The following is a 20,150-nucleotide window of genomic DNA, read 5'->3' as shown; positions in this document are numbered from 1 at the left end:
ACTGCCCGGCGTATACTCCTTAACCAACTGATGAGATGACCGTGCTCAAAGCACTTAAAAAAATATTCGGTAAAAGCGAGGCTGAGCCGCTCGCGCCAGCTTCCGTTACACCTCCAGGCAACGCCAGAGCGCGAACCGACGCGCAACAACCTGGCCGTTCTGCTCCTGTTCCAGCCCCTGAGCCGGTGAACACTCCCGACGCACAATCCGCTGCTGAACAACCGCGTATCGAAAAACCCAAAATTGCCAAGCCACGGCGTGAGGCGGCCCCCAAGCCACCGGTCATTCCCTGGAAACTCGAAGACTTCGCCGTCGAGCCACAAGAAGGCAAAGTCCGCTTTCACGATTTCAAGCTCGCCCCCGAGCTGATGCACGCCATCCAGGACCTTGGTTTCCCGTACTGCACGCCGATCCAGGCAGGCGTACTGGGCTATACCCTGAGCGGGCGTGACGCTATTGGCCGTGCCCAGACCGGTACGGGCAAGACGGCTGCGTTCCTGATCTCGATCATTAGCCAGTTGACCCAGACGCCGCCGCCAAAAGAGCGTTACATGGGCGAACCACGCGCTCTGATCATCGCGCCGACCCGTGAGCTGGTGGTGCAGATCGCCAAGGACGCGGCCGACCTGACCAAGTACACCGACCTCAATGTCATGACATTCGTGGGCGGCATGGACTTCGACAAGCAACTCAAGCAGCTTGAAGCCCGCCATTGCGACATTCTGGTGGCCACACCGGGCCGTCTGCTGGACTTCAACCAGCGCGGCGAAGTGCATCTGGACATGGTCGAAGTGATGGTGCTCGACGAAGCCGACCGCATGCTGGACATGGGCTTCATCCCGCAAGTACGCCAGATCATTCGTCAAACGCCACCAAAAGCCGAACGTCAGACGCTGCTGTTCTCCGCGACCTTTACCGAGGACGTGATGAACCTGGCCAAGCAATGGACCACAGACCCTGCCATCGTCGAGATCGAAGCGGTCAACGTCGCCAGTGACATGGTTGAGCAGCACGTCTATGCCGTCGCCGGTGCCGACAAGTACAAGCTGTTGTTCAACCTGGTCAACGACAATGGCTGGGAACGGGTGATCGTATTTGCCAACCGCAAGGACGAAGTGCGCCGCATCGAAGAGCGCCTGGTACGTGACGGTATCAACGCGGCGCAACTGTCGGGGGATGTACCGCAGCACAAACGTATCAAGACTCTGGAAGGCTTCCGCGAAGGCAAGATCCGCGTGCTGGTAGCTACCGACGTTGCAGGTCGTGGCATCCACATTGATGGCATCAGCCACGTGATCAACTTCACCCTGCCTGAAGTGCCGGACGACTATGTACACCGTATTGGCCGTACCGGCCGTGCTGGCGCCAGCGGTGTATCGATCAGTTTTGCCGGTGAAGACGACTCGTACCAGTTGCCGTCGATCGAAGCCCTGCTAGGTCGTAAAATCAGCTGCGAAACGCCACCAGCCGAGCTGCTGCGCCCTGTCGTACGCGCTGTGCGCAAGCCGCAGGACCCGACTGCAACGGCCTGATACGCAAATCTGTAGCCGCTGCCGAGGCACGAGGCTGCGATGGGCTGCGAAGCGGCCCCGCTTTTTGAAGGGCCTGCGGCCCTTATCGCAGCCTGCGGCAGCGGCTACAGGGCTTGATTACTTCCAGCGCTGCGCCGCCACTTCATCGCTCACCCGCCCCTCCACCCATCGCGGGCCTGAGGGGGTCTGTTCTTTTTTCCAGAACGGGGCGCGGGTTTTCAGATAATCCATCACAAAACTGCAGGCATCGAAAGCGGCCTGACGGTGAGCACTGGCTACGCCAACAAACACAATCGGCTCTCCCGGCTCCAGCAGGCCAATACGGTGCAGCACTTCAAGCTTGAGCAGCGGCCAGCGCTGCGCAGCTTCATCAATAATTTTGCCCAGGGCTTTCTCGGTCATGCCCGGATAATGCTCCAGGAACATCCCCGCCACGTCACGGCCGTCATTGAAGTCGCGCACATAACCGACAAAACTCACCACTGCGCCCACGCCCAGATTCGCGGCATGCAGTGCATTGACTTCAGCGCCAGGATCAAAGGCCGCCGCTTGCACCCGAATCGCCATGTTCAGCCTCCGGTCACGGGCGGAAAAAATGCCACTTCGTCGCCGTCCGCCAGGGGTTCGGCGAGCTTGCACAGCTCTTCATTGCGCGCACACATCAGGTTGGGCTCGGCCAGCACCTGCCAGGCACCACCGCGTTGCGTCAGGTGCGCGCGCAACTGCTCAATGGAGACGAACCCGCCCTCCACTGCCTCACTATCCAGCCCCAGAACCTCGCGATAGCGGGCAAAGAAAACCACTTTGAGCTTCATGACGCATCCGCCTGAAAGTGCCCGCTCTTGCCGCCGAGCTTTTCCAGTACGCGCACACCTTCGATGGTCATGCCGCGATCGACCGCCTTGCACATGTCGTAAATAGTCAGGGCTGCAACGCTGGCGGCGGTCAGGGCTTCCATTTCGACGCCGGTCTGCCCGGACAGCTTGCAGCGCGCCACGATCAATACCGCGTCGCTGCCTTGGGCACTGAGCTCAACCTTGACGCTGGTGAGCATCAACGGATGGCACAAAGGGATCAGGTCCGAGGTTTTCTTCGCTGCCTGGATCCCGGCAATCCGCGCCACGGCAAACACATCACCCTTGGGGTGACCGCCACTGATGATCATGTCCAGGGTTTCAGGGCGCATGCGCACCACCGCTTGTGCCACAGCCTCACGGGAGGTCACCGCTTTGTCGGTGACATCGACCATGTTGGCGCGGCCTTGGGAATCTAAGTGAGTCAGCACAGGGGGTACTCCAGAGAGGAGTATCGATTGTAAACCCGAGGGTCAGCTTAAGGCCATCGACCCCGCGAATACCGCGCATCAGAACATGGAATTGGCCGCCCGCAGGCAATCGCCGTACAAAGGTCGAAACTTTGGAGTCATACCTATGCCACTTTTTATTGCCATTGCCCTGAGCCTGCTGGCGGGTGCTGCGGTGCCCCTGCAAGCGGGCAGTAACGCTCGATTGGGCGTGGTGCTGGGCCATCCCTTTTGGGCCACCGTGATCTCATTACTGATCAGCGGCCTGGCGATTGCGCTGGTAATGCTGATTGTCAAAGTGCCCCGCCCCAATCTCGCGGCCCTGCTCACCGGCCCCTGGTGGATCTGGCTCGGCGGGCTGGCCGGGGTGTTTTACATCACCGTGGCGCTGATCAGCGTGCCGCGCCTGGGGGCGCTGAACTTCATCATGGCGGTGGTGGTGGGCCAGTTGATCAGTTCGCTGCTGATCGATTACTTCGGCTTGCTGGGTTTGCCAAGACACACCCCCAGCCTGCAAAAACTGCTCGGGGTCAGCGTGGTGCTGGCAGGTTTTGTCATCGCTTCACGCGGCTGAAGGCGCACTCACTTGCCTGACCAGATCCCGCAGCCAGCGATGAGCCGGGTCTTCGTTGAAACGCTGATGCCAGACCTGCACATAATTGAACGGCGCTATCGTCATGGGAGGCGGCAGTGCCACCAGGCTGTCGCCAAATGACAGATTGTCCAGGGTACGGGTGGCCACGGTAAGAATCAGGTCGGTGTCGGTAATCATCCCCGGTGCCGTGCCCCAGTGCGGCACATTGACCGCAACCCGGCGCTGCAACCCCCGGGCGTGCAACACGTTATCGACCTCGCCCTGGGTATTGCCATCCGTCGACACCAGCAGGTGCGGGCGCGCCAGATAGCTGTCCAGATCGAGCACGCCATTGTCCGGGAGCGAACGACGATTGAGCAGGCAGGTAAAGGTTTCTTCAAACAATACATCGCTGCAGATATCTGCTGGCATCGTGGGGAAAACCCCAACGGCCAGATCGATCTTGCCCTGCTCGATCTGCTCCAGCATGCCCAGGCGGCTGTCCTGGATGACCACCAGCGAAGTGTCCGGTGCTTGCTCGCGCAGCAGCACCAGCAGTTTTGGCAACACGATGGTCGCGCCGTAATCGGACATGGCCAGGCGAAAGGTACGCTGTGATTCTGCCGGCACAAAGTCGATGGACTGGCCGAGCAGCGTTTCGACCTGTCCCAGGATGGCCTTGAGCGGCGCCTGGAGATTTTGCGCCATCACGCTCAGCACCACCTCGTTGCCCTGACGGATCAGCAACGGGTCATCAAGCAGCACCCTGAGTTTGTTCAGTGAGTGGCTGATGGCGGGCTGGCTCAAATGCAAACGAACACCGGTGCGGGTTACGTGTTTTTCCGTGAGCAGCGCATCGAGCACCACCAGCAGATTCAAATCGATATTACGCAGTAACACCTGACGCTCCTGTCTTGGCCAACTCCAGGGCAACGCTGCATGATCCATGCGCGCAACCGCCGTCAGCTTACATGAAGCCAAAACGCCAGTGGGAGCGGGCTTGCTCGCGATGAAAGTGGCGCGGTGTATCTGGGATACCGCGTCATCTTCATCGCGAGCAAGCCCGCTCCCACCTTCAGGCAGTTACAAATGTGACTCGGCGTATTCCGCCAGAATCGAGCGAGGCACCCCTTGCAGGGCTATATGCACACCGTTGGGGAAGTCTTTGAAACGCTCCGTCAGGTAGGTCAGCCCCGAACTGGTGGCCGACAGGTAGGGGGTATCGATCTGTGCCAGGTTACCCAGGCATACCACTTTGGAACCGGCACCGGCACGGGTAATGATGGTTTTCATCTGGTGCGGTGTCAGGTTCTGGCACTCATCGATCAGGATCAGGCTCTGCTGGAAACTGCGACCGCGGATGTAGTTCAGGGATTTGAACTGCAACGGCACCTTGCTCAGAATGTAGTCGACGCTGCCGTGGGTATTTTCATCATCCATGTGCAGAGCTTCGAGGTTGTCAGTAATGGCACCCAGCCAAGGCTCCATTTTTTCGGCTTCGGTGCCCGGCAAGAAGCCGATTTCCTGGTCCAGGCCCTGCACGCTGCGGGTACAGATAATCCGCCGGTAGCGTTTGCTGACCATGGTTTGTTCAATCGCTGCCGCCAGCGCAAGGATGGTCTTGCCCGATCCCGCCGCACCCGACAGGTTGACCAGGTGAATGTCCGGGTCGAGCAAAGCAAACAGCGCCAGCCCCTGGTAAATATCCCGCGGTTTGAGGCCCCAGGCTTCCTGGTGCAGCAGCGGTTCCTGATGCATGTCGAGGATCAGCAACTGATCCTTGCGCACCTCCTTGATCCAGCCGACAAAGCCCTGCTCATCAATGATGAATTCATTGATATGCACCGCCGGCAGGTTTTCGTTCATTTGCACCTGATGCCAGGTACGGCCATGCCCCTGGCGGGTTTCGACCTTGTTGACGCGGTCCCAGAACGAACCGGTCATGGTGTGATAGCCGCGCGAGAGCATCGACACGTCGTCAACCAGCTGGTCGGTACTGTAATCCTCGGACTCGATCCCGCAAGCCCGGGCCTTCAGGCGCATGTTGATGTCTTTGGTGACCAGCACCACGCGCAATTGCGGCTCACGGGCGTGCAAGTCGATCAACTGGTTGATGATGATGTTGTCGTTGAGGTTTTCGGGCAGCAACGCGTTGGGCTCGCGGCGCTTGCTCATCATGATCGACAGGAAGCCCTTAGGTGCGCCTTTGCCGCGCTGGATCGGCACACCTTTTTCGACGTCATCGGGGGTGGCAACCCCCAGCAACTGGTCAATGAGGCGAATGGCCTGACGGCACTCGGCTGCCACCAGTAATTTGCCGGTTTTGAGCTTGTCGAGCTCTTCGAGCACCGTCATCGGGATCGCGACGTGGTGTTCCTCGAAGTTAAGCATTGCGTTTGGATCGTGAATCAGAACATTGGTATCGAGTACATAAAGGATTGGCTGGTTGGAAGAAGGAGTGCGTCCGTGATCATCCATACTCGGTCACCTTTGTGGGAGCCATTCGACGCAATACCGCAACAGTGCTGCGCCTCGAAGTGACTGCCGTATACCCTGCCCGATGGCGTCCTGGAAGACGCCACCTGTTTCGCAGGTTTCGGCCGTCTGTCTTCGTAATACTCCTAAATGTGTGACAAAAAAAATGTTTTTTCACATTCCAGCACTTTATTTTTTGAATGACGAACAACCCTTGGCGCATTCCGGGACCGCAACTAAGCTAATAGATCTACCGATATTAAAAAACGCTGCAATCAACCTATTCTTCCTCTGTCGCGGCAGTGAGCAGCGCTCAAACCTGAATTCGACACCCCTTCATTAAAGCCAGTTAATTCCTACATAGATCCAGGACAAACCCTGCGCCAGCATCTTTTCGCCCGCATTAAGCTGCAGCTGGTACTGAGTCCGCTAACCGTCACTTCCGTGGTGATTTTCTGATTCAACTCCGCGCAACACCTTTATTAATGCACGAGGTCACGGTACTGACGCACCCCTCTTCAGGTGACGAATAAATACCGCGACCGCGTTACTGCGAAAGGATGACTGTATGACTCCCATCTCCAAAACACTGGAACAATTGCTGCTCGATATTTACAAGGACGGCAGCGTTTCGTTTACCGAGTACGAACAGCTGCGCGACAATGCTGATGAAAGAATGGAAAGGATCATTGAGCACTTTGGCCATCACAACAATACGACCGCTTTTCAAAAGGCCATGGATGTCGCCATGCAATTGCTGCAACTGGCAGTAATCGATGCCAAGAACGCCAAGCTGACCGATACCGGTGAAGCCATCGTCAAGGATGCAATCACCGCCCAGGTTGAATACCTGCGCGCAGGCAGCCATCTGGCACTGCGCCTGCTGTAACGCCGTGTTTCCTGGCCCGTCGAAGCCGGCGGGCCAGGAGGAATGGTCTAGCGCTCACCGAGCGCTTCACAACTGTCCCAGCCCAATCCACTTTGTGAGGTAGCGTTCATCAGCCAGGGTAATGCCGTACGCACCTTGTCCTGGGTGTCATGAAACGCAATCACCCCATGCCGCCAAAGCAGCATCAGGGTCAATACTCGATGGGCTGACTGCTCGCCGTTCAAGCTCGTCGCCAAGTCCTGGGCATCGATGCCCCACAAGGCCACCCGCATGCCCTGAGCCTCAAAAAAACCGCCGCTGTCGGCCCGGCGCTGCCCGTAGGGCGGGCGAAACAGAGGCACGTAGCGCTGCGGCACAACCTGATTGACCAGGGCGGCGCTACGCGCAATAGAGTCCTGCCAGTCTTTCCAGTGACTGTGGGAACGGTACTCCCAGCCCTGCACACCCACACACTGTCCCTTGTAGAGTGCCTGCAAGGCCAGCGCGCCCTCCTTGTCGAGACGCACCTGCAAGCTGTTACCCAGCACGAAAAAAATCCCGCTGATGGATTGCTTGCGCAGGTACCCGGTCAGCCAGTCAGTAGTGCCCGGCAATTGCGTGGGGCCGCTGTCGAAGGTCAACAAAAACAGCCGGTCGTGCATCGTCTCGCCGTTGACTTCCTGGTCGCCCAACAGAGCGATTTCACTGCTGATTTGCGGGAGCAGCGCCGCCATGCGTAATTGCTCATCCAGGTAGCGCTGGTGAAACTCACGGCCGGGCTCGGCCCAGGCCACATAAAACGAGTCATCGGCGATTGCGAACTTGCCCGCCTGCTCACGCAGACTGTCCATGTCATCGACGTAATAGCAGAACGAAGCATCCTGATCGCAACTTTGCTGCGCCAGGTTGTAGTTGGTCAGTAACCGCTGCCACATCCGCTGGCGCAGAGCATCTATTGCCTCAACATTGATTATTTTCAGACCCAACCGCTGTTTCAGGGCGCTTTCATCCAGCGCTTCGCTGACCATCAAGGCATGGGCAAAAGCGAGTATTTCGGCACGCGAGGCAACATCGAACAAGGCCGGGCTGGTCAATTGTTCGGGCCAGGTGCTGCGATCCAGCGTCGCGGGCTCGACAGGTGCCGCCACCGCCCCGGCACACACCAGCCAGACCCACAAGAAAAGAGCAATGCGCACTGATCAACCCCCTGTAAAAACTGACTGCACTATAACCCGACCAGTGCCCGACCCCGCAGGCGTTGGGGGATCTATCGCGTTCATAGGTGGAGTCAAACTGCGCCAACGCCTAGAATCCCCCGACGCTAAAAGGAGACAACCCCATGCTGATGGTGATTTCACCCGCTAAAACCCTCGATTATGAAACGCCGCCCGCCACAGCACGTTTCACCCAGCCCCAGTACCTGGACCATTCCCAGGAATTGATCGAACAATTGCGCGAACTGAGCCCGCAACAGATTGGCGAGCTGATGCATTTATCCGACAAGCTGTCGGGCCTCAACGCGGCGCGCTTTGGCAGCTGGACGCCCGCCTTTACCCCCGCCAATGCCAAGCAGGCACTGCTGGCGTTCAAGGGCGATGTCTACACCGGCCTCAATGCCGTGGACTTCAGCGAGGCCGACTTCGACTATGCGCAAAGCCACCTGCGCATGCTCTCGGGGCTCTACGGCCTGCTGCGTCCGCTGGACCTGATGATGCCGTATCGCCTGGAAATGGGCACCAAACTGGCCAACGCACGGGGCAAGGACCTGTACGCGTTCTGGGGCACGCACATCAGCGAATGGCTCAACCAGGCCCTGGCCGAACAAGGCGATGACGTACTGCTCAATCTGGCATCCAACGAATACTTCTCGGCGGTAAAAAAGTCGGCATTGAACGCCCGCATCATCAATACCGAGTTCAAGGACCTGAAAAACGGCCAGCATAAAATCATCAGTTTCTATGCGAAAAAAGCCCGAGGCATGATGAGCCGGTTTGTGATCAAGGAGCGCATCGACAACCCTGAGCACCTCAAGCAGTTTGATGAGCAGGGTTATCGCTTCAGCGCCGAGCAGTCCAAGCCGGATTTGCTGGTGTTTTTGCGCGACCACGCCCCGCAGTGACCCGCTGCATGCCTCATGCTGGTAAGTTATAGGTATTCCCTGCAAGAGGCCCAGCCATGTTTATCGGCGTTTTACTGATCATCACCTGGCTTGTCCTGTTGTTGCGCTACCCGGCCAAGGCCTTGCCGGTCTCACTGGCTGCCGTACTGGGGCTGGCGATAGTTGCAGCCTCGGTGGCGTGGCTGGACAGCCGTGAGGCGGCACAACTGGCACGTCTGGAACTGCGCATCGTCTATGACCCTGCCCAATGCCCGGCAGACCGACCGCTGCAACTGACCCTGAAAAACAGCAATGACGTACCACTGGTCGAACTTGGCTGGCGCATTGCCGCCTATGCACCGGGCGACACCGTCAATCTTGCCGACAACCTTTACACCGCCCCGCGCTACCGCGGCCCCGGCGAATTGCAAGCAGGGGCAAGCTGGCAGGACTGCTTGCCGATGCCGCCGCTGCGCACGGGTTATCGCCCGCAAACCCTCGAGTTTCGGGCAGAACGCCTGCAAGGCAGTTTTTCCAATTAAGGATGTTCCCATGCTGCGTGTTTTGATCACCGGTTGTTCAAGCGGTATTGGCCGCGCCCTGGCCGATGCTTTCAAGGTGGCGGGGCATGATGTCTGGGCCTGCGCCCGCAAGCCTGGGGATGTAGCACTATTGGCTGCGGCGGGGTTTGCCGCTGTGCAACTGGACGTCAATGATCCGCAGGGGTTGGAGCAATTGGCCGAGCGCCTGGAGCAGGCAGGCGGCGGGCTGGACGTGCTGATAAACAATGCAGGTTTCGGCGCTATGGGCCCCCTGCTCGATGGCGGCGTCGAGGGCTTGCAGCAGCAATTTGAAACCAATGTATTTTCCATTGTGGGCGTTACCCGCGCGCTGTTCCCGGCGCTGCGCCGCAACAAGGGCCTGGTGGTCAATATCGGCAGTGTTTCCGGGGTACTGGTCACCCCGTTTGCCGGCGCCTACTGTGCCTCTAAAGCTGCAGTACATGCCTTGAGTGATGCCCTGCGCATGGAGCTGGCGCCTTTTGCCATTGGCGTGCTGGAAGTGCAGCCCGGGGCCATTGATACCAGCTTCGCGAAAAATGCCAGCGCCCAGGCCGAGCAGTTGATTGCCGAGAGCTCCGCCTGGTGGCCCATGCGCGACGGTATTCGCGCCAGGGCCAGGGCCTCACAAGACAATCCCACCCCGGCCACAGCTTTTGCCGACGCAGTATTCAAGGCCGTCATGAAACCCAAGCCAGCGATGTTGCTGCGTTACGGTAATGGCAGCCGCGCCTTGCCGCTGCTGGCCGCGCTGGTGCCCGCTGCCCTACTGGAAAAAATCCTGATGAAGCGGTTCGGCCTCAATACCCGTGCCTGACACTCATTATGTAGCAGCTGCTACGGGTGATAGCACAGGCCTATGCATACGCCTTCATAAAATCGATAAACACCCGCACCTTCAGCGGCAAATGCCGTGTATCGGGGTAGAGCGCGTACACCCCCTGGCGGCTCAGTTGCCATTCGGGCAGCAGATGTACCAGCCGCCCCGTGCGCAAATCCTCCTCGATCAGCCAGTCGGGCAGGATCGCCACGCCTTGCCCGGTCAGGGCAAACGCCTGCAACACCGATGAGTTGTCCGCCCTGATGCGCGCCTTGCAGGGGTTGGGCTGGTAAGGACGGACCACACCGCTGCTCACCCCGGTAATAGTCAACTCCCCAACCCGGCCATGCTCCAGCCACGGCGTTTGCTCAAGCGCGTGCACGCTGTCTATCGGCACCACGCTGGCAACGAACGCCGGCGAGGCCACCGGCAGAATGCCGAAGGTGCTCAACTGCACGGCACGATGGCTGGAGTCGAGCACGCGACCCAGTCGCAAGGCCACGTCAAAACGCTCGGAGATCAGATCCGCGTGGGTCGATGAGGTCGACAGCTGGACGTTGAGGTCAGGGTGCAAGGCACTGAAGAGCTCCAGCGCCGGCACCACCTTGGCCAGGGCATATTCAACGGTGGTGGTGATGCGCAGCGTGCCCTTGAGTTCGGTGTGTTCGCTGCGCGCTTCGTCAATCGCCAGCCGGGCCTCTTCCAGCATGCTCAGGCAGCGCTGGTAAAAGCGCTCACCCGCCTCAGTCAGGGCCAACCGTCGGGTGTTGCGCGTTAGCAGGGTCACGCCCAGCTCAGCCTCTAGACGCTTGATATTGAAGCTGACCACCGCACGGGTTTGCCCCAGTAAATCAGCCGCGGCGGTAAGGGAGCCAGCTTCGACCACGGCCTTGAAGGTGTCGAACCGATCGAGGCTGACCATAGAGAAACCTGCCAATTGTCAAAATAATTTTGACAATCTAGCAGCAGACGGACGGTTCCTCCATAAGCCAAAGCTGCTTACTGTGCGCTCTACTGAACAGGAGCCACCCATGGCTTACCGCAATAAAGTCGCGCTGGTGTATCTGCTGGGATTTGCCCTGGATCTGGTGAATATGTTCGCAGCCTCGATCGCCTACCCGGATATCAGCCAGCAGCTGCATGCCTCGGTCACACAACTGGCGTGGATTGGCAATGCCTACATGCTTGGCCTGATCCTGGTCATTGTGCCCAGCGTATGGCTAACCCAACTGTTTGGTGAGAAACGCCTGATCGTGCTTTCACTGACATTATTCAGCGTGGCGTCGTTGTGTGTGGCCCAAGCGACCTCAATTGAAGCTCTGATCGGCTACCGCCTGCTGCAGGGGCTGGGGGGCGGGCTGTTGATTCCGGTCGGTCAGGCTATGGCCTATCGGCACTTCCCGATCCGCGACCGGGCCCGACTGACCTCAGTGATTTTGCTGGTGGCGCTGCTAGTGCCCGCACTGTCGCCAGCACTTGGCGGCTGGATGGTCGAAGCGCTCACTTGGCGCTGGGTGTTTTATGCCAATCTGCCACTGACCTTGCTTACCCTGCTGCTGGCAGTCTGCTGGCTGCAACCCGACCCGCCTGCGCAGCCCGTATCGCCCATGACTTACAGGCGCATTCGAGCTGGCGCAGCCAAAATGGGCCGCCTGCTCAAAAGCCCGTTGCTGCAAGTGGCAATGCTGACCTACCTGTTTATCCCCGGCATTTTCATCGGCACGCAACTGGTGAGTATCTTGTACCTGCACCAACTGGGTTTTAGCGCCACGCAAACCGGCATGCTGATGCTGCCCTGGGCTCTGGCTTCAGCGCTGGGCATCACCCTGAGCCGCTACCAGTTCAACCGCCTTGGCCCCAAACCCTTGCTACTGCTGGGCATGAGCGCACAAGCCGCGGGTATTGCGTTACTGCCCCAAATCGATAGTTCCAGCATCGGCTTGCCCATGGCGCTGTACGCCGTGATGGGCTTTGGTGGCAGCCTGTGCAGCAGCAGCGCACAAAACACAGCCTTTATCGATATCGCACCCGAACACATGGGCCACGCCAGTGCACTGTGGAACCTCAACCGCCAATTGAGCTTCCTGCTCGGCCCGGCCTTGATGATGGCCCTGTTCGGTACATTGACCGCAATCACCTCGACGTCCCACGCCTTTGCCCTATGCTTTGCCATCGGGGGTGCATTGACGCTGGTGCCGCTGGTTCCCGTTCTACGCCTTGATACATCCCGCGTGCTGGCCTTGCTCGCACCCTGACCTGGAGATTTTGATGAGTGACTATAAGCGCTACTTCGACCTGGTAAGCGAAACCCACGTCGAAATTGAAGGCTGGTTTTCCGGTCTGGAACCCGGCGTGCTGCCGGTATTGCTGGCGCGGTTTTCGCCGCAGTTCTCGATGATTGCCCCCAGCGGCAACGTGCTGGACGCCAACGGCGTAGAAACACTGTTTGAACAACTGCGCGGTGCGCGCCCGGGCCTGAACATAACCCTCAGCGAGTTCAAGGGCATTGCCCTGCATCCAGGTGGTGCAGTAGTCAGCTACCGCGAGCTGCAGGAGGAACACAACGGCAACCGCACCGACCGCCGCGCCACCGTGGTATTCGAGAAAGACGCCGACGGCAAGATACTGTGGCGGCATTTGCACGAGACGTTTTGCGCGGCTTGAACCCCGGCCTCGCGCTTGTGGGAGCGGGCTTGCTCGCGATGCCGTCACTGCGGTGTTTCAGTTAAACCGCGTCGAGGCCATCGCGAGCAAGCCCGCTCCCGCATTAACTTTACTCGGCCTTGCCCTGATCCACGATCACCGTACAGGTCGTACCCGCGGCCAGCAGGAAGCCATCGGGGATCTCGTCAATATGGATCCGCACCGGTACCCGCTGGGCCAGACGCACCCAGTTGAACGTCGGGTTAACGTCAGCTACCAGCTCACGGCTTTCGGGGTTATCGCGGTCGTAGATACCGCGCGAGATGCTTTCAACGTGGCCCTTCAACACTTCACCGCTCATCATTTGCAGGTCGGCTTTGTCGCCCACGCGGATATGCGGCAGTTTGGTTTCTTCAAAGAAGCCATAGACCCAGAACGAATCCTGGTCGATCACGGCCATTTTCGGATCACCCACCCGCGCATAGTCGCCGCGATGCACATTGAGGTTGGTCACGTAACCATCGACCGTGGCCAGGACCTTGGTGCGCTTGAGGTTGAGCTGCGCCGCGTCCAGCTGCGCCAGGGCGTGCTGATAGTCGGCCAGGGCCGAGTCGGCGATGTTGCTGGCGTCGTCACGGTTCTCGCGGGAAATCACCAGGCTGTCCATGTCAGCCCGACGATGGGCGTTGACCTTGCGCATTTCCCAAGTTGCCTTGCGGGAGGCCACCAGCGACTGGGCTTGCTTGACCATGATTTCGTAGTGCTCAGGGTCGATTTCCAGCAGCACGTCGCCCTTTTTCACCAACTGGTTGTCCTTGACCGGCACGCCGACCACATAGCCGTTGACGTCGGCCGCGACGTTGATGATATCGGCCCGCACCCGTCCATCACGGGTCCACGGGGTGTTCATGTAATGTTCCCACAGGGTTCGGCCGATCCATATCGCAAGGGCCAAAACCAGCAAGGTGGCAAGCAGGCTGAAGAACTTTTTCATCGGATCGGTCTCAACGGTAAACAGTGAGCGCCATGGCGCCAAAAAGACAAGCAAACAGGCTCAGGCGCAGCAGCGCCGGGTGCCAGAAGAAGCGGTACAGGTCGTAGCCGGAAAACAGTCGGTCAAAGCCCCATGCCAACCCCGCCGCGATAAAAAACATCAGGGTCATGGTGGGCATGTAGACGCCGTGGAAGGCGATTTCACGAGGCATGTTCAAGTCCTTGCGGCTGGGCATAAGCGGCCAGCGGCGATTGCGGGTCAAGCAGTGATGTACGAATAAAATGCAGGTAGCTTTGCACCCGCACCAACGCCGAGGTATCGAAGTTGCGGGCAAAGGGTTCGTCGGTAGACTGCACGCGGCTGATGGCGTGATCGACGGCAATCAGCGCGCGCTCCAGGTTGCTTTCGCTGGGGGCGATAAACAGCCGCACCAGCGCCCGGCCCATGACCCGGATGGCCTGGCGCCACGGCTGGGCCTCGGCATACGCCGGGTGAACCGGCAGGATCGCCTGCTCCTTGCGCAGCTCGATAATTGCGTGGCCGACTTCCAGCACCACAAACATCCAGCGCAGCAATTGGCGTTGCACCTGCGGCTTGCCGGCGGCCAGGCCGTAAGCCTGATGCATCAGGTCACGGGTACGGCTTTCCAGGCTGGAGCTCAGACCACGTAACTTGCCACTGATGGCATACACCACCTGTTCACGCAGATCCTGCTCCAGACGGCTCCACAACCAGCGGCTGTTGGGCGGCAGGATAATCGCGCCGGCAGCCGCACAGACCAGCATGCCCATGACCATCGCGATGTAGTCGTTGATGAACTGGTACGGGTTGTAGATCGTCAGGTTGTCGGGGACCGAGCCGGTGCTGAAAAAAATCAGCAAGCCCAGGCCGACACCCGCGTAATTGGCCCGCGACGTGAGGAACGAACCGAGCACGATCACCGGCGTCAGCACCAGACACAACAGCGGGAAACCGTCGATATGAGGCAGCACGAAAAACATTTCGACAAAGCCGATCAACGCCCCCAGGAAGGTCCCGCAGGCCATCTGAAAAGCCATGCGTTTGGGGTTGGGCGTGGCTGCCGACAAGCCCACCGTGGCGGCGGCGATCAGGGTCATCATGGCGCCGCTGGGCCAGGCGGTCATCACCCAGTAGGTGCCGAGCACGGCCAGGATAAACGCTGCCCGAATCCCGGAAGCGGCCGCCGACCACCAGTTGGTCTGCGAAATAAACGGTTGGTCCCAACGCTCCCGTTCGTGGGTGTGATCGGCCAGCGAGGCGTGGGTCAGCGCGTAGTTGTGCAGGTCGTCGACAAAGCGGAACAGCAGCTCGTAGGCGGTGTTGAAGTCGAGGAAGTCAGACGGGCTGGGTTCGCTTTGCAGAAACCTGACCCGTAACGCACGCACATGCCCTGGCAGGCTCGCCTTGAAGGCATCCAGTTGCTCGGCGAGCAAGGCCGCGTCTTTATCCGTCAACGAGCGACCGGCATAGGTGTCGAGCAACTGCGCCAGGATCTCCAGCTCCGGCTCGATGGCCGACACTACGTCCACCACACCACGGCTGCGCAAACGTGCAAGCAACTGGTGCAAGGCATTGAAGCGCGTAGTAATGGCCATGAACTCGCTGTTCAAACGACTCAGGCGGCCACTGCGACGACGCATATGCGGGTCTTCAAATACGGTCACGCTGCGCATGCCTTCCAGGCCCACGCTTTCACCGATAAAACGCACGTTGCTGGCCTCGTAGGCCTCCTGGGAGGACTGGCCACGCAGGCCTTCGGCAACAAAACCGGCAAATACGCCAAAGCGTTTGTACAGCGCGTCATGCATTGCTGCGCCAGCCGTTTTGGGCAGGATCGCAGCGCTGACCACGGTGGAGCAGAGAATGCCCAGCGAGATCTCCAGCACCCGCCACACCGCGGCCATAAAGGCGCCATCGGGGTGGGCCAGGGCAGGCAGGCCGACCATTGCAGCGGTGTAACCGGCCAGCACAAAACCATAAGCACGGAAGTTGCGGCAGCGAGCAGCACCGGCGGAGCAGATGCCCACCCAGATCGCCATCGCACCGAGAAACAGCACGGTGTTCTGCGCGAACAGGGCGATCAGCGCCACCATTACCGCCGAGCCGGTCAGGGTGCCCAAAAACCGGTAAAAGCTTTTGGCGAACACCTGGCCGCTTTGCGGCTGCATCACGATAAAGACAGTGATCATGGCGGTGCGCGGTTGCGGCAGCTCAAGGCGCATGGCCAGCCACAGGGTCAGAAAGGCGGCGACCAGCACTTTGAAAATATGCACCCAGGTCACGCCATCGCTGCGTGCCCAGTCAAAAAAGCCACGGCGCCATTCCAGGGAATACAGCCAGCGTACCGGGGCGGGCAAGTGGTTCATCTACAGGCTCTCAAAATTAGCCATCGAGGGGGATTGGTGGTCAGGTTCAGTGGTTGAACAGCGCCATGACGGCCGGCGGTTTGTCGGGCACATAGCGATCGTCCCTGGGCACATCGTTGCCAGCACCAAGGCCGCCACCCAGCGCCGTCACCAGCTCGGCGTGGGCGCTCAGGCGGGCGGCCTGGACCTGCTGCTGGATCTGCTGCTGCTTGAACAGCAGGGTTTGTGCATTGAGCACGTTGAGGTAGTCGGTCAGACCACGCTGGAACGCGACCACGGCGATGTCGTAGGTTTTTTGCGCGGCCTGCACCGACTCGGCGGCAAAGACCTGCTGTTTTTCCATCGACTCGCGCTTGATCAACTGATCGGAAATGCCCTTGAGCGCAGTCACCAGGGTCTGGTTGTACTTGGCCACGGCCATGTCATAGCCACCAGAGGCCACGCCCAGTTCCGAGCGCAAGCGACCGCCATCGAAGATCGGCAGCGAAATGGCCGGGCCAACGTTGTAGTTGAGCTTCTTGCCGGTCAGAAAACCCAGCGCGCTACCACCGGTGGCCATAAAGCCGATGCTGCCCACCAGGTCTACGTTGGGGTAGAAACCGGCGTGCGCCACATCGATGCCGCGGGCCTGGGCTGCCACTTCCCAGCGGCTGGCAACCACATCAGGACGCTGTCCCAGCAGTTCAGCAGGAAGGCTCGACGGCAGTTTCAGTGCAGTGGCCAGGGCGAGGGTTGGTCGCTTGAGGCGTGCACCCTCCCCCGGGCCCTTGCCGGCCAGCGCCGACAACTGGTTGCGGGTCAAGGCGATTTCTTCTTCCTGGGCGTCAATCTGGCGATGAATCTCGGGCAGCGGCGCCTGCGCCTGGCTGACTTCAAAATGGGTGCCGATACCGCCGTCCAGACGCTTTTGCGCCAGATCGAGAATCTGTTCTTGCTGGTGCAGGGTCGATTCGACGATATCGAGCTGGGCGTAGTGCAGCGACAGTTGGATATAGGCACGAATCACGTTGTTCTGCAGTTCGAGCTGGGCCTGACGACCTTCGGCCACACTCATGTGCGCCATGTCCACGGCCTGCTCTGTGGCATTGCTTTCGCGGCCCCACAAGTCCAGGGCAAAGCTGAAGCCCAGCGCGGCGTTGTTGTCCCAGGTTGTGGAGTTGTCCAATGCACCCGGGCCATAGAATTGGTCCGAGGGCCAGTTGTGCCGTTTGAGCGTCGAATCTGCGTTGATTTGCAGCGACTCGGCCGACTCGGCAACCCCGGCCATGGCTCTGGCCTGACGCACACGGGCTGCAGCCATTGCCATCGTTGGGCTACCCTGTACGGCAAGGCTGATCCACTCATCCAGTTGCGGGTCGCCATAAGCGTGCCACCATTGGGCTTTGGGCCAGTTCGCGTCTTTCGCGGCGCTTTGAATCGCCTCGTCGGTGGCCAGCGTATTGGCGGGAAGCATGCTGCCCTTGGGCGCGATGCCACCAAAACCAATGCAGCCGTTTAATGCTAACGATAAAGCCAGAACACTGAGGGCTTTAAGCTCTCTGCTGATGCGACGCTGCACTGCTGCAAATTCCTGAAAAGGAGGGAGGATGAGGCTTGAGATAGAGAAGTCTATGACTTGGCAGGCACAACGATAAGCGGGCATAAATGTGAATCTTTATTACCGTTCTTGGGATAATCCGTTGGTCGAATGAAAAGCGGCCTGTAAAGCCTGAAACTTCATGTCACAATTTGTTGCTGTGTAATTGGTTGCTGTCCCCTATATCGCCCCTTGAGAGCACTTCATGGACACTTTGCAAAACATGCGCGCCTTCAGTTGTGTGGCCGAAGCCGGAAGTTTCACGGCCGCTGCCGCCATGCTGGACACCACCACTGCCAACGTCTCGCGCGCGGTCTCCAACCTTGAGGCCCACCTGCAAACACGCCTGCTTAACCGCACCACCCGCCGCATCGCCCTGACCGAAGCCGGCAAACGCTATTTACTGCGCTGCGAGCAAATCCTGGCCTACGTTGAAGAAGCCGAAGCCGAGGCCAGCGACGCCCACTCGCGCCCAGCCGGGCAATTGAAAGTGCACACCATGACCGGCATCGGCCAGCACTTCGTGATCGACGCCATTGCCCGCTACCGCAAGACCCACCCCGACGTGACCTTCGACCTGACCCTGGCCAACCGCGTGCCGGACCTGCTCAACGAGGGCTACGACGTGTCCATCGTGCTGGCCAGCGAGCTGCCGGACTCGGGTTTTGTGTCCCAGCGCCTGGGCATCACCTACAGCATCGTCTGTGCATCGCCCGGCTATGTGAAAGCCAATGGCACGGCAACCAAGCCCAGCGACCTGCTCAACCATTCCTGCCTGCGCCTGGTCAGCCCGGTGATTGCATTGGACAAATGGGTGTTTGAAGGCCCGGAAGGCCAGGAAATGGTGCTGATCAACTCTTCGCCGTTTCTGGTCAACTCGGCCGACGCGATGAAAACCGCGATCACCAGCGGCATGGGTGTCGGCGTGCTGCCGGTGTACGCCGCCATCGAAGGCCTGCGCAACGGCACGCTGGTGCGCATGCTGCCCAAGTACCGCTCCCAGGAACTGAACCTGTACGCCATCTACCCGTCGCGCCAGTACCTGGATGCCAAGATCAAGACCTGGGTCGAATACTTGAAAAGCTCGCTGCCGGAAATTCTGGCGGCGCATCAGACTGAACTGGCCACCTATAGCTGATTGCGATTTTGTGGGAGCGGGCTTGCTCGCGATTGCTACAACGCGGTGTATCTGCCACACCCCGACGATCCAATCGCGAGCAAGCCCGCTCCCACAGGTCAAGGATTGGCAGCGGGCGGGCGAGAATGTTAGCGTGCTTACATTCCCGACAGCCGATGAGTCTTGTTCAGATGAGCCTTTCCAGCACCAAGAAAACCGTACTTGCCTTCAGCCGCGTCACCCCCGAGATGATCGAGCGCCTGCAACAGGATTTCAACGTCATCGCGCCCAACCCCAAGCTGGGCGATATCAACGCCCAATTCGAAGAGGCACTGCCCCACGCCCACGGTCTGATCGGCGTCGGCCGCAAACTGGGGCGCAAGCAGCTGGAACATGCCCGGCAGCTTGAGGTCGTCTCCAGCGTCTCGGTGGGTTACGACAACTACGATGTCGACTACTTCAACGAACGCGGCATCATGCTCACCAATACCCCGGACGTGCTGACCGAAAGCACCGCCGACCTGGGTTTTACCCTGATCATGAGCAGCGCCCGTCGGGTCGCCGAGCTGGACGCCTGGACCAAGGCCGGCCAATGGCAAGCCAGCGTGCCACCCGCCCTGTTCGGCAGCGATGTCTACGGCAAGACCCTGGGTATCGTCGGCATGGGCAATATCGGCGCAGCCGTTGCCCGTCGTGGCCGGCTGGGTTTCAACATGCCAATCCTGTACAGCGGCAACAGCCGCAAGACCGCACTTGAGCAAGAGCTGGGCGCGCAATTTCGCAGCCTCGACCAGTTGCTGGCCGAAGCGGATTTCGTCTGCCTGGTGGTGCCATTGAGCGAGAAAACCCGGCATCTGATCAGCCAGCGCGAACTCAAGCTGATGAAGCCGAGCGCTATTCTGGTGAATATCTCCCGTGGCCCGGTGGTCGACGAACCGGCACTGATCGAAGCCCTGCAAAACGGCACCATTCGCGGTGCTGGCCTGGATGTTTACGAGAAAGAACCGCTGAGCGAATCACCTTTGTTCGCGTTGAAAAACGCCGTGACCCTGCCCCATATCGGCTCGGCCACCCACGAAACCCGTGAGGCGATGGCCAACCGCGCCCTGGCCAACCTGCGCAGCGCCCTGCTGGGCGAACGCCCGCAAGACCTGGTCAACCCGCAGGTGTTCAAGGGCTGAGGCAAGGTCTGTTGTGGGAGCG

General features: G+C 59.6%; 21 protein-coding genes. 10 read left to right on the top strand and 11 right to left on the bottom strand.

Annotated features, from left to right (window positions below):
• The first annotated feature begins 35 nt into the window (after positions 1 to 35).
• Positions 36 to 1,532, top strand: coding sequence for an ATP-dependent RNA helicase RhlB (rhlB, locus tag GHO42_RS10400; protein ID WP_095001214.1), 1,497 nt, complete (start codon positions 36 to 38; stop codon positions 1,530 to 1,532).
• 117 nt (positions 1,533 to 1,649) lie between these two features.
• Here rhlB and moaE read toward each other — a convergent pair whose 3' ends face one another.
• Genes moaE through moaC form a run of 3 tightly spaced genes read right to left on the bottom strand, consistent with a single transcriptional unit; the run spans position 1,650 to position 2,817 of the window.
• A complete protein-coding gene (moaE, locus tag GHO42_RS10395; RefSeq protein ID WP_095001213.1) occupies positions 1,650 to 2,099 on the bottom strand; it encodes a molybdopterin synthase catalytic subunit MoaE in 450 nt (149 codons plus the stop codon).
• 2 nt (positions 2,100 to 2,101) lie between these two features.
• Entirely contained in the window at positions 2,102 to 2,347 is a 246-nt protein-coding gene (locus tag GHO42_RS10390; protein WP_095001212.1) for a MoaD/ThiS family protein, read from the bottom strand.
• Complete coding sequence (moaC, locus tag GHO42_RS10385) at positions 2,344 to 2,817, bottom strand: cyclic pyranopterin monophosphate synthase MoaC (RefSeq protein WP_095001211.1); 474 nt, start codon at positions 2,815 to 2,817, stop codon at positions 2,344 to 2,346. The genes GHO42_RS10390 and moaC overlap by 4 nt, the downstream gene beginning before the upstream one ends.
• A gap of 145 nt (positions 2,818 to 2,962) precedes the next feature.
• Between moaC and GHO42_RS10380 the strand changes: the two genes are divergently transcribed.
• Complete coding sequence (locus tag GHO42_RS10380) at positions 2,963 to 3,409, top strand: DMT family transporter (RefSeq protein ID WP_153326465.1); 447 nt, start codon at positions 2,963 to 2,965, stop codon at positions 3,407 to 3,409.
• On the opposite strand, the gene GHO42_RS10375 is transcribed toward GHO42_RS10380, so the two are convergent.
• A complete protein-coding gene (locus GHO42_RS10375) occupies positions 3,398 to 4,309 on the bottom strand; it encodes a LysR substrate-binding domain-containing protein (protein WP_095031478.1) in 912 nt (303 codons plus the stop codon). The genes GHO42_RS10380 and GHO42_RS10375 overlap by 12 nt on opposite strands.
• A gap of 183 nt (positions 4,310 to 4,492) precedes the next feature.
• Positions 4,493 to 5,887 carry a PhoH family protein gene (locus GHO42_RS10370; RefSeq protein WP_095001208.1) on the bottom strand — a complete coding sequence of 465 codons (1,395 nt, stop codon included), beginning with the start codon at positions 5,885 to 5,887 and terminating at the stop codon, positions 4,493 to 4,495.
• 565 nt (positions 5,888 to 6,452) lie between these two features.
• Here GHO42_RS10370 and GHO42_RS10365 point away from each other — a divergent pair.
• Positions 6,453 to 6,773 (top strand): hypothetical protein, encoded by a 321-nt coding sequence (locus GHO42_RS10365; protein WP_095018213.1) that lies wholly within the window; start codon positions 6,453 to 6,455, stop codon positions 6,771 to 6,773.
• A 47-nt stretch (positions 6,774 to 6,820) separates the two neighbouring features.
• Here the strand turns inward: GHO42_RS10365 and GHO42_RS10360 are convergent, their stop codons facing one another.
• Positions 6,821 to 7,948 carry a polysaccharide deacetylase family protein gene (locus tag GHO42_RS10360; protein WP_095024909.1) on the bottom strand — a complete coding sequence of 376 codons (1,128 nt, stop codon included), beginning with the start codon at positions 7,946 to 7,948 and terminating at the stop codon, positions 6,821 to 6,823.
• 143 nt (positions 7,949 to 8,091) lie between these two features.
• Here GHO42_RS10360 and yaaA point away from each other — a divergent pair, with 143 nt between their 5' ends.
• From yaaA to GHO42_RS10345, 3 genes are read left to right on the top strand one after another with little or no spacing between them, the layout of a single operon-like run.
• On the top strand, positions 8,092 to 8,871 hold the full coding sequence (yaaA, locus tag GHO42_RS10355; protein ID WP_095001205.1) for a peroxide stress protein YaaA: 780 nt from the start codon (positions 8,092 to 8,094) through the stop codon (positions 8,869 to 8,871).
• Between the two features lie 56 nt (positions 8,872 to 8,927).
• Positions 8,928 to 9,392, top strand: a complete 465-nt coding sequence (locus GHO42_RS10350) for a multidrug transporter (protein ID WP_095001204.1) — start codon at positions 8,928 to 8,930, stop codon at positions 9,390 to 9,392.
• A 10-nt stretch (positions 9,393 to 9,402) separates the two neighbouring features.
• Entirely contained in the window at positions 9,403 to 10,227 is an 825-nt protein-coding gene (locus tag GHO42_RS10345; protein ID WP_095031475.1) for an SDR family oxidoreductase, read from the top strand.
• Positions 10,228 to 10,267: 40 nt separating this feature from the next.
• Here the strand turns inward: GHO42_RS10345 and GHO42_RS10340 are convergent, their stop codons facing one another.
• Complete coding sequence (locus GHO42_RS10340) at positions 10,268 to 11,152, bottom strand: LysR family transcriptional regulator (protein WP_095024910.1); 885 nt, start codon at positions 11,150 to 11,152, stop codon at positions 10,268 to 10,270.
• A 109-nt stretch (positions 11,153 to 11,261) separates the two neighbouring features.
• Here GHO42_RS10340 and GHO42_RS10335 point away from each other — a divergent pair, with 109 nt between their 5' ends.
• Both GHO42_RS10335 and GHO42_RS10330 read left to right on the top strand, forming a co-directional pair.
• A complete protein-coding gene (locus GHO42_RS10335) occupies positions 11,262 to 12,485 on the top strand; it encodes an MFS transporter (protein ID WP_095023056.1) in 1,224 nt (407 codons plus the stop codon).
• A 13-nt stretch (positions 12,486 to 12,498) separates the two neighbouring features.
• Positions 12,499 to 12,894, top strand: a complete 396-nt coding sequence (locus tag GHO42_RS10330) for a DUF4440 domain-containing protein (protein WP_095018217.1) — start codon at positions 12,499 to 12,501, stop codon at positions 12,892 to 12,894.
• A gap of 109 nt (positions 12,895 to 13,003) precedes the next feature.
• On the opposite strand, the gene GHO42_RS10325 is transcribed toward GHO42_RS10330, so the two are convergent.
• From GHO42_RS10325 to GHO42_RS10310, 4 genes are read right to left on the bottom strand one after another with little or no spacing between them, the layout of a single operon-like run.
• On the bottom strand, positions 13,004 to 13,867 hold the full coding sequence (locus GHO42_RS10325) for an HlyD family secretion protein (RefSeq protein WP_016781860.1): 864 nt from the start codon (positions 13,865 to 13,867) through the stop codon (positions 13,004 to 13,006).
• 10 nt (positions 13,868 to 13,877) lie between these two features.
• On the bottom strand, positions 13,878 to 14,078 hold the full coding sequence (locus GHO42_RS10320) for a DUF1656 domain-containing protein (RefSeq protein ID WP_016781859.1): 201 nt from the start codon (positions 14,076 to 14,078) through the stop codon (positions 13,878 to 13,880).
• Positions 14,068 to 16,254 (bottom strand): FUSC family protein, encoded by a 2,187-nt coding sequence (locus tag GHO42_RS10315; protein ID WP_095001199.1) that lies wholly within the window; start codon positions 16,252 to 16,254, stop codon positions 14,068 to 14,070. The genes GHO42_RS10320 and GHO42_RS10315 overlap by 11 nt, the downstream gene beginning before the upstream one ends.
• A 46-nt stretch (positions 16,255 to 16,300) precedes the next feature.
• Positions 16,301 to 17,812, bottom strand: coding sequence for an efflux transporter outer membrane subunit (locus tag GHO42_RS10310; RefSeq protein WP_095018218.1), 1,512 nt, complete (start codon positions 17,810 to 17,812; stop codon positions 16,301 to 16,303).
• A gap of 223 nt (positions 17,813 to 18,035) precedes the next feature.
• Between GHO42_RS10310 and GHO42_RS10305 the strand changes: the two genes are divergently transcribed.
• Positions 18,036 to 18,968 (top strand): LysR family transcriptional regulator, encoded by a 933-nt coding sequence (locus GHO42_RS10305; RefSeq protein ID WP_095001197.1) that lies wholly within the window; start codon positions 18,036 to 18,038, stop codon positions 18,966 to 18,968.
• Between the two features lie 170 nt (positions 18,969 to 19,138).
• A complete protein-coding gene (locus tag GHO42_RS10300) occupies positions 19,139 to 20,128 on the top strand; it encodes a D-glycerate dehydrogenase (RefSeq protein WP_095024913.1) in 990 nt (329 codons plus the stop codon).
• The last annotated feature ends 22 nt before the right edge of the window (positions 20,129 to 20,150 follow it).

The organism is Pseudomonas sp. FSL R10-0056 (assembly GCF_009600105.1).
Taxonomy (GTDB): domain Bacteria; phylum Pseudomonadota; class Gammaproteobacteria; order Pseudomonadales; family Pseudomonadaceae; genus Aquipseudomonas; species Aquipseudomonas bubulae.
The sequence above is the reverse complement of the archived record's forward strand: the minus strand, read 5'-3'. Positions and strand labels throughout refer to the sequence as shown.

Coding starts and splice junctions, on each gene's coding strand:
- GHO42_RS10380 (WP_153326465.1), top strand. CDS start 2,963: ATGCCACTTTTTATTGCCATTGCCCTGAGCCTGCTGGCGGGTGCTGCG.
- GHO42_RS10345 (WP_095031475.1), top strand. CDS start 9,403: ATGCTGCGTGTTTTGATCACCGGTTGTTCAAGCGGTATTGGCCGCGCC.
- GHO42_RS10330 (WP_095018217.1), top strand. CDS start 12,499: ATGAGTGACTATAAGCGCTACTTCGACCTGGTAAGCGAAACCCACGTC.
- GHO42_RS10325 (WP_016781860.1), bottom strand. CDS start 13,867: ATGAAAAAGTTCTTCAGCCTGCTTGCCACCTTGCTGGTTTTGGCCCTT.
- GHO42_RS10390 (WP_095001212.1), bottom strand. CDS start 2,347: ATGAAGCTCAAAGTGGTTTTCTTTGCCCGCTATCGCGAGGTTCTGGGG.
- GHO42_RS10365 (WP_095018213.1), top strand. CDS start 6,453: ATGACTCCCATCTCCAAAACACTGGAACAATTGCTGCTCGATATTTAC.
- GHO42_RS10370 (WP_095001208.1), bottom strand. CDS start 5,887: ATGGATGATCACGGACGCACTCCTTCTTCCAACCAGCCAATCCTTTAT.
- GHO42_RS10300 (WP_095024913.1), top strand. CDS start 19,139: ATGAGCCTTTCCAGCACCAAGAAAACCGTACTTGCCTTCAGCCGCGTC.
- GHO42_RS10320 (WP_016781859.1), bottom strand. CDS start 14,078: ATGCCTCGTGAAATCGCCTTCCACGGCGTCTACATGCCCACCATGACC.
- yaaA (WP_095001205.1), top strand. CDS start 8,092: ATGCTGATGGTGATTTCACCCGCTAAAACCCTCGATTATGAAACGCCG.
- GHO42_RS10315 (WP_095001199.1), bottom strand. CDS start 16,254: ATGAACCACTTGCCCGCCCCGGTACGCTGGCTGTATTCCCTGGAATGG.
- GHO42_RS10335 (WP_095023056.1), top strand. CDS start 11,262: ATGGCTTACCGCAATAAAGTCGCGCTGGTGTATCTGCTGGGATTTGCC.
- GHO42_RS10350 (WP_095001204.1), top strand. CDS start 8,928: ATGTTTATCGGCGTTTTACTGATCATCACCTGGCTTGTCCTGTTGTTG.
- GHO42_RS10305 (WP_095001197.1), top strand. CDS start 18,036: ATGGACACTTTGCAAAACATGCGCGCCTTCAGTTGTGTGGCCGAAGCC.
- moaE (WP_095001213.1), bottom strand. CDS start 2,099: ATGGCGATTCGGGTGCAAGCGGCGGCCTTTGATCCTGGCGCTGAAGTC.
- rhlB (WP_095001214.1), top strand. CDS start 36: ATGACCGTGCTCAAAGCACTTAAAAAAATATTCGGTAAAAGCGAGGCT.
- GHO42_RS10340 (WP_095024910.1), bottom strand. CDS start 11,152: ATGGTCAGCCTCGATCGGTTCGACACCTTCAAGGCCGTGGTCGAAGCT.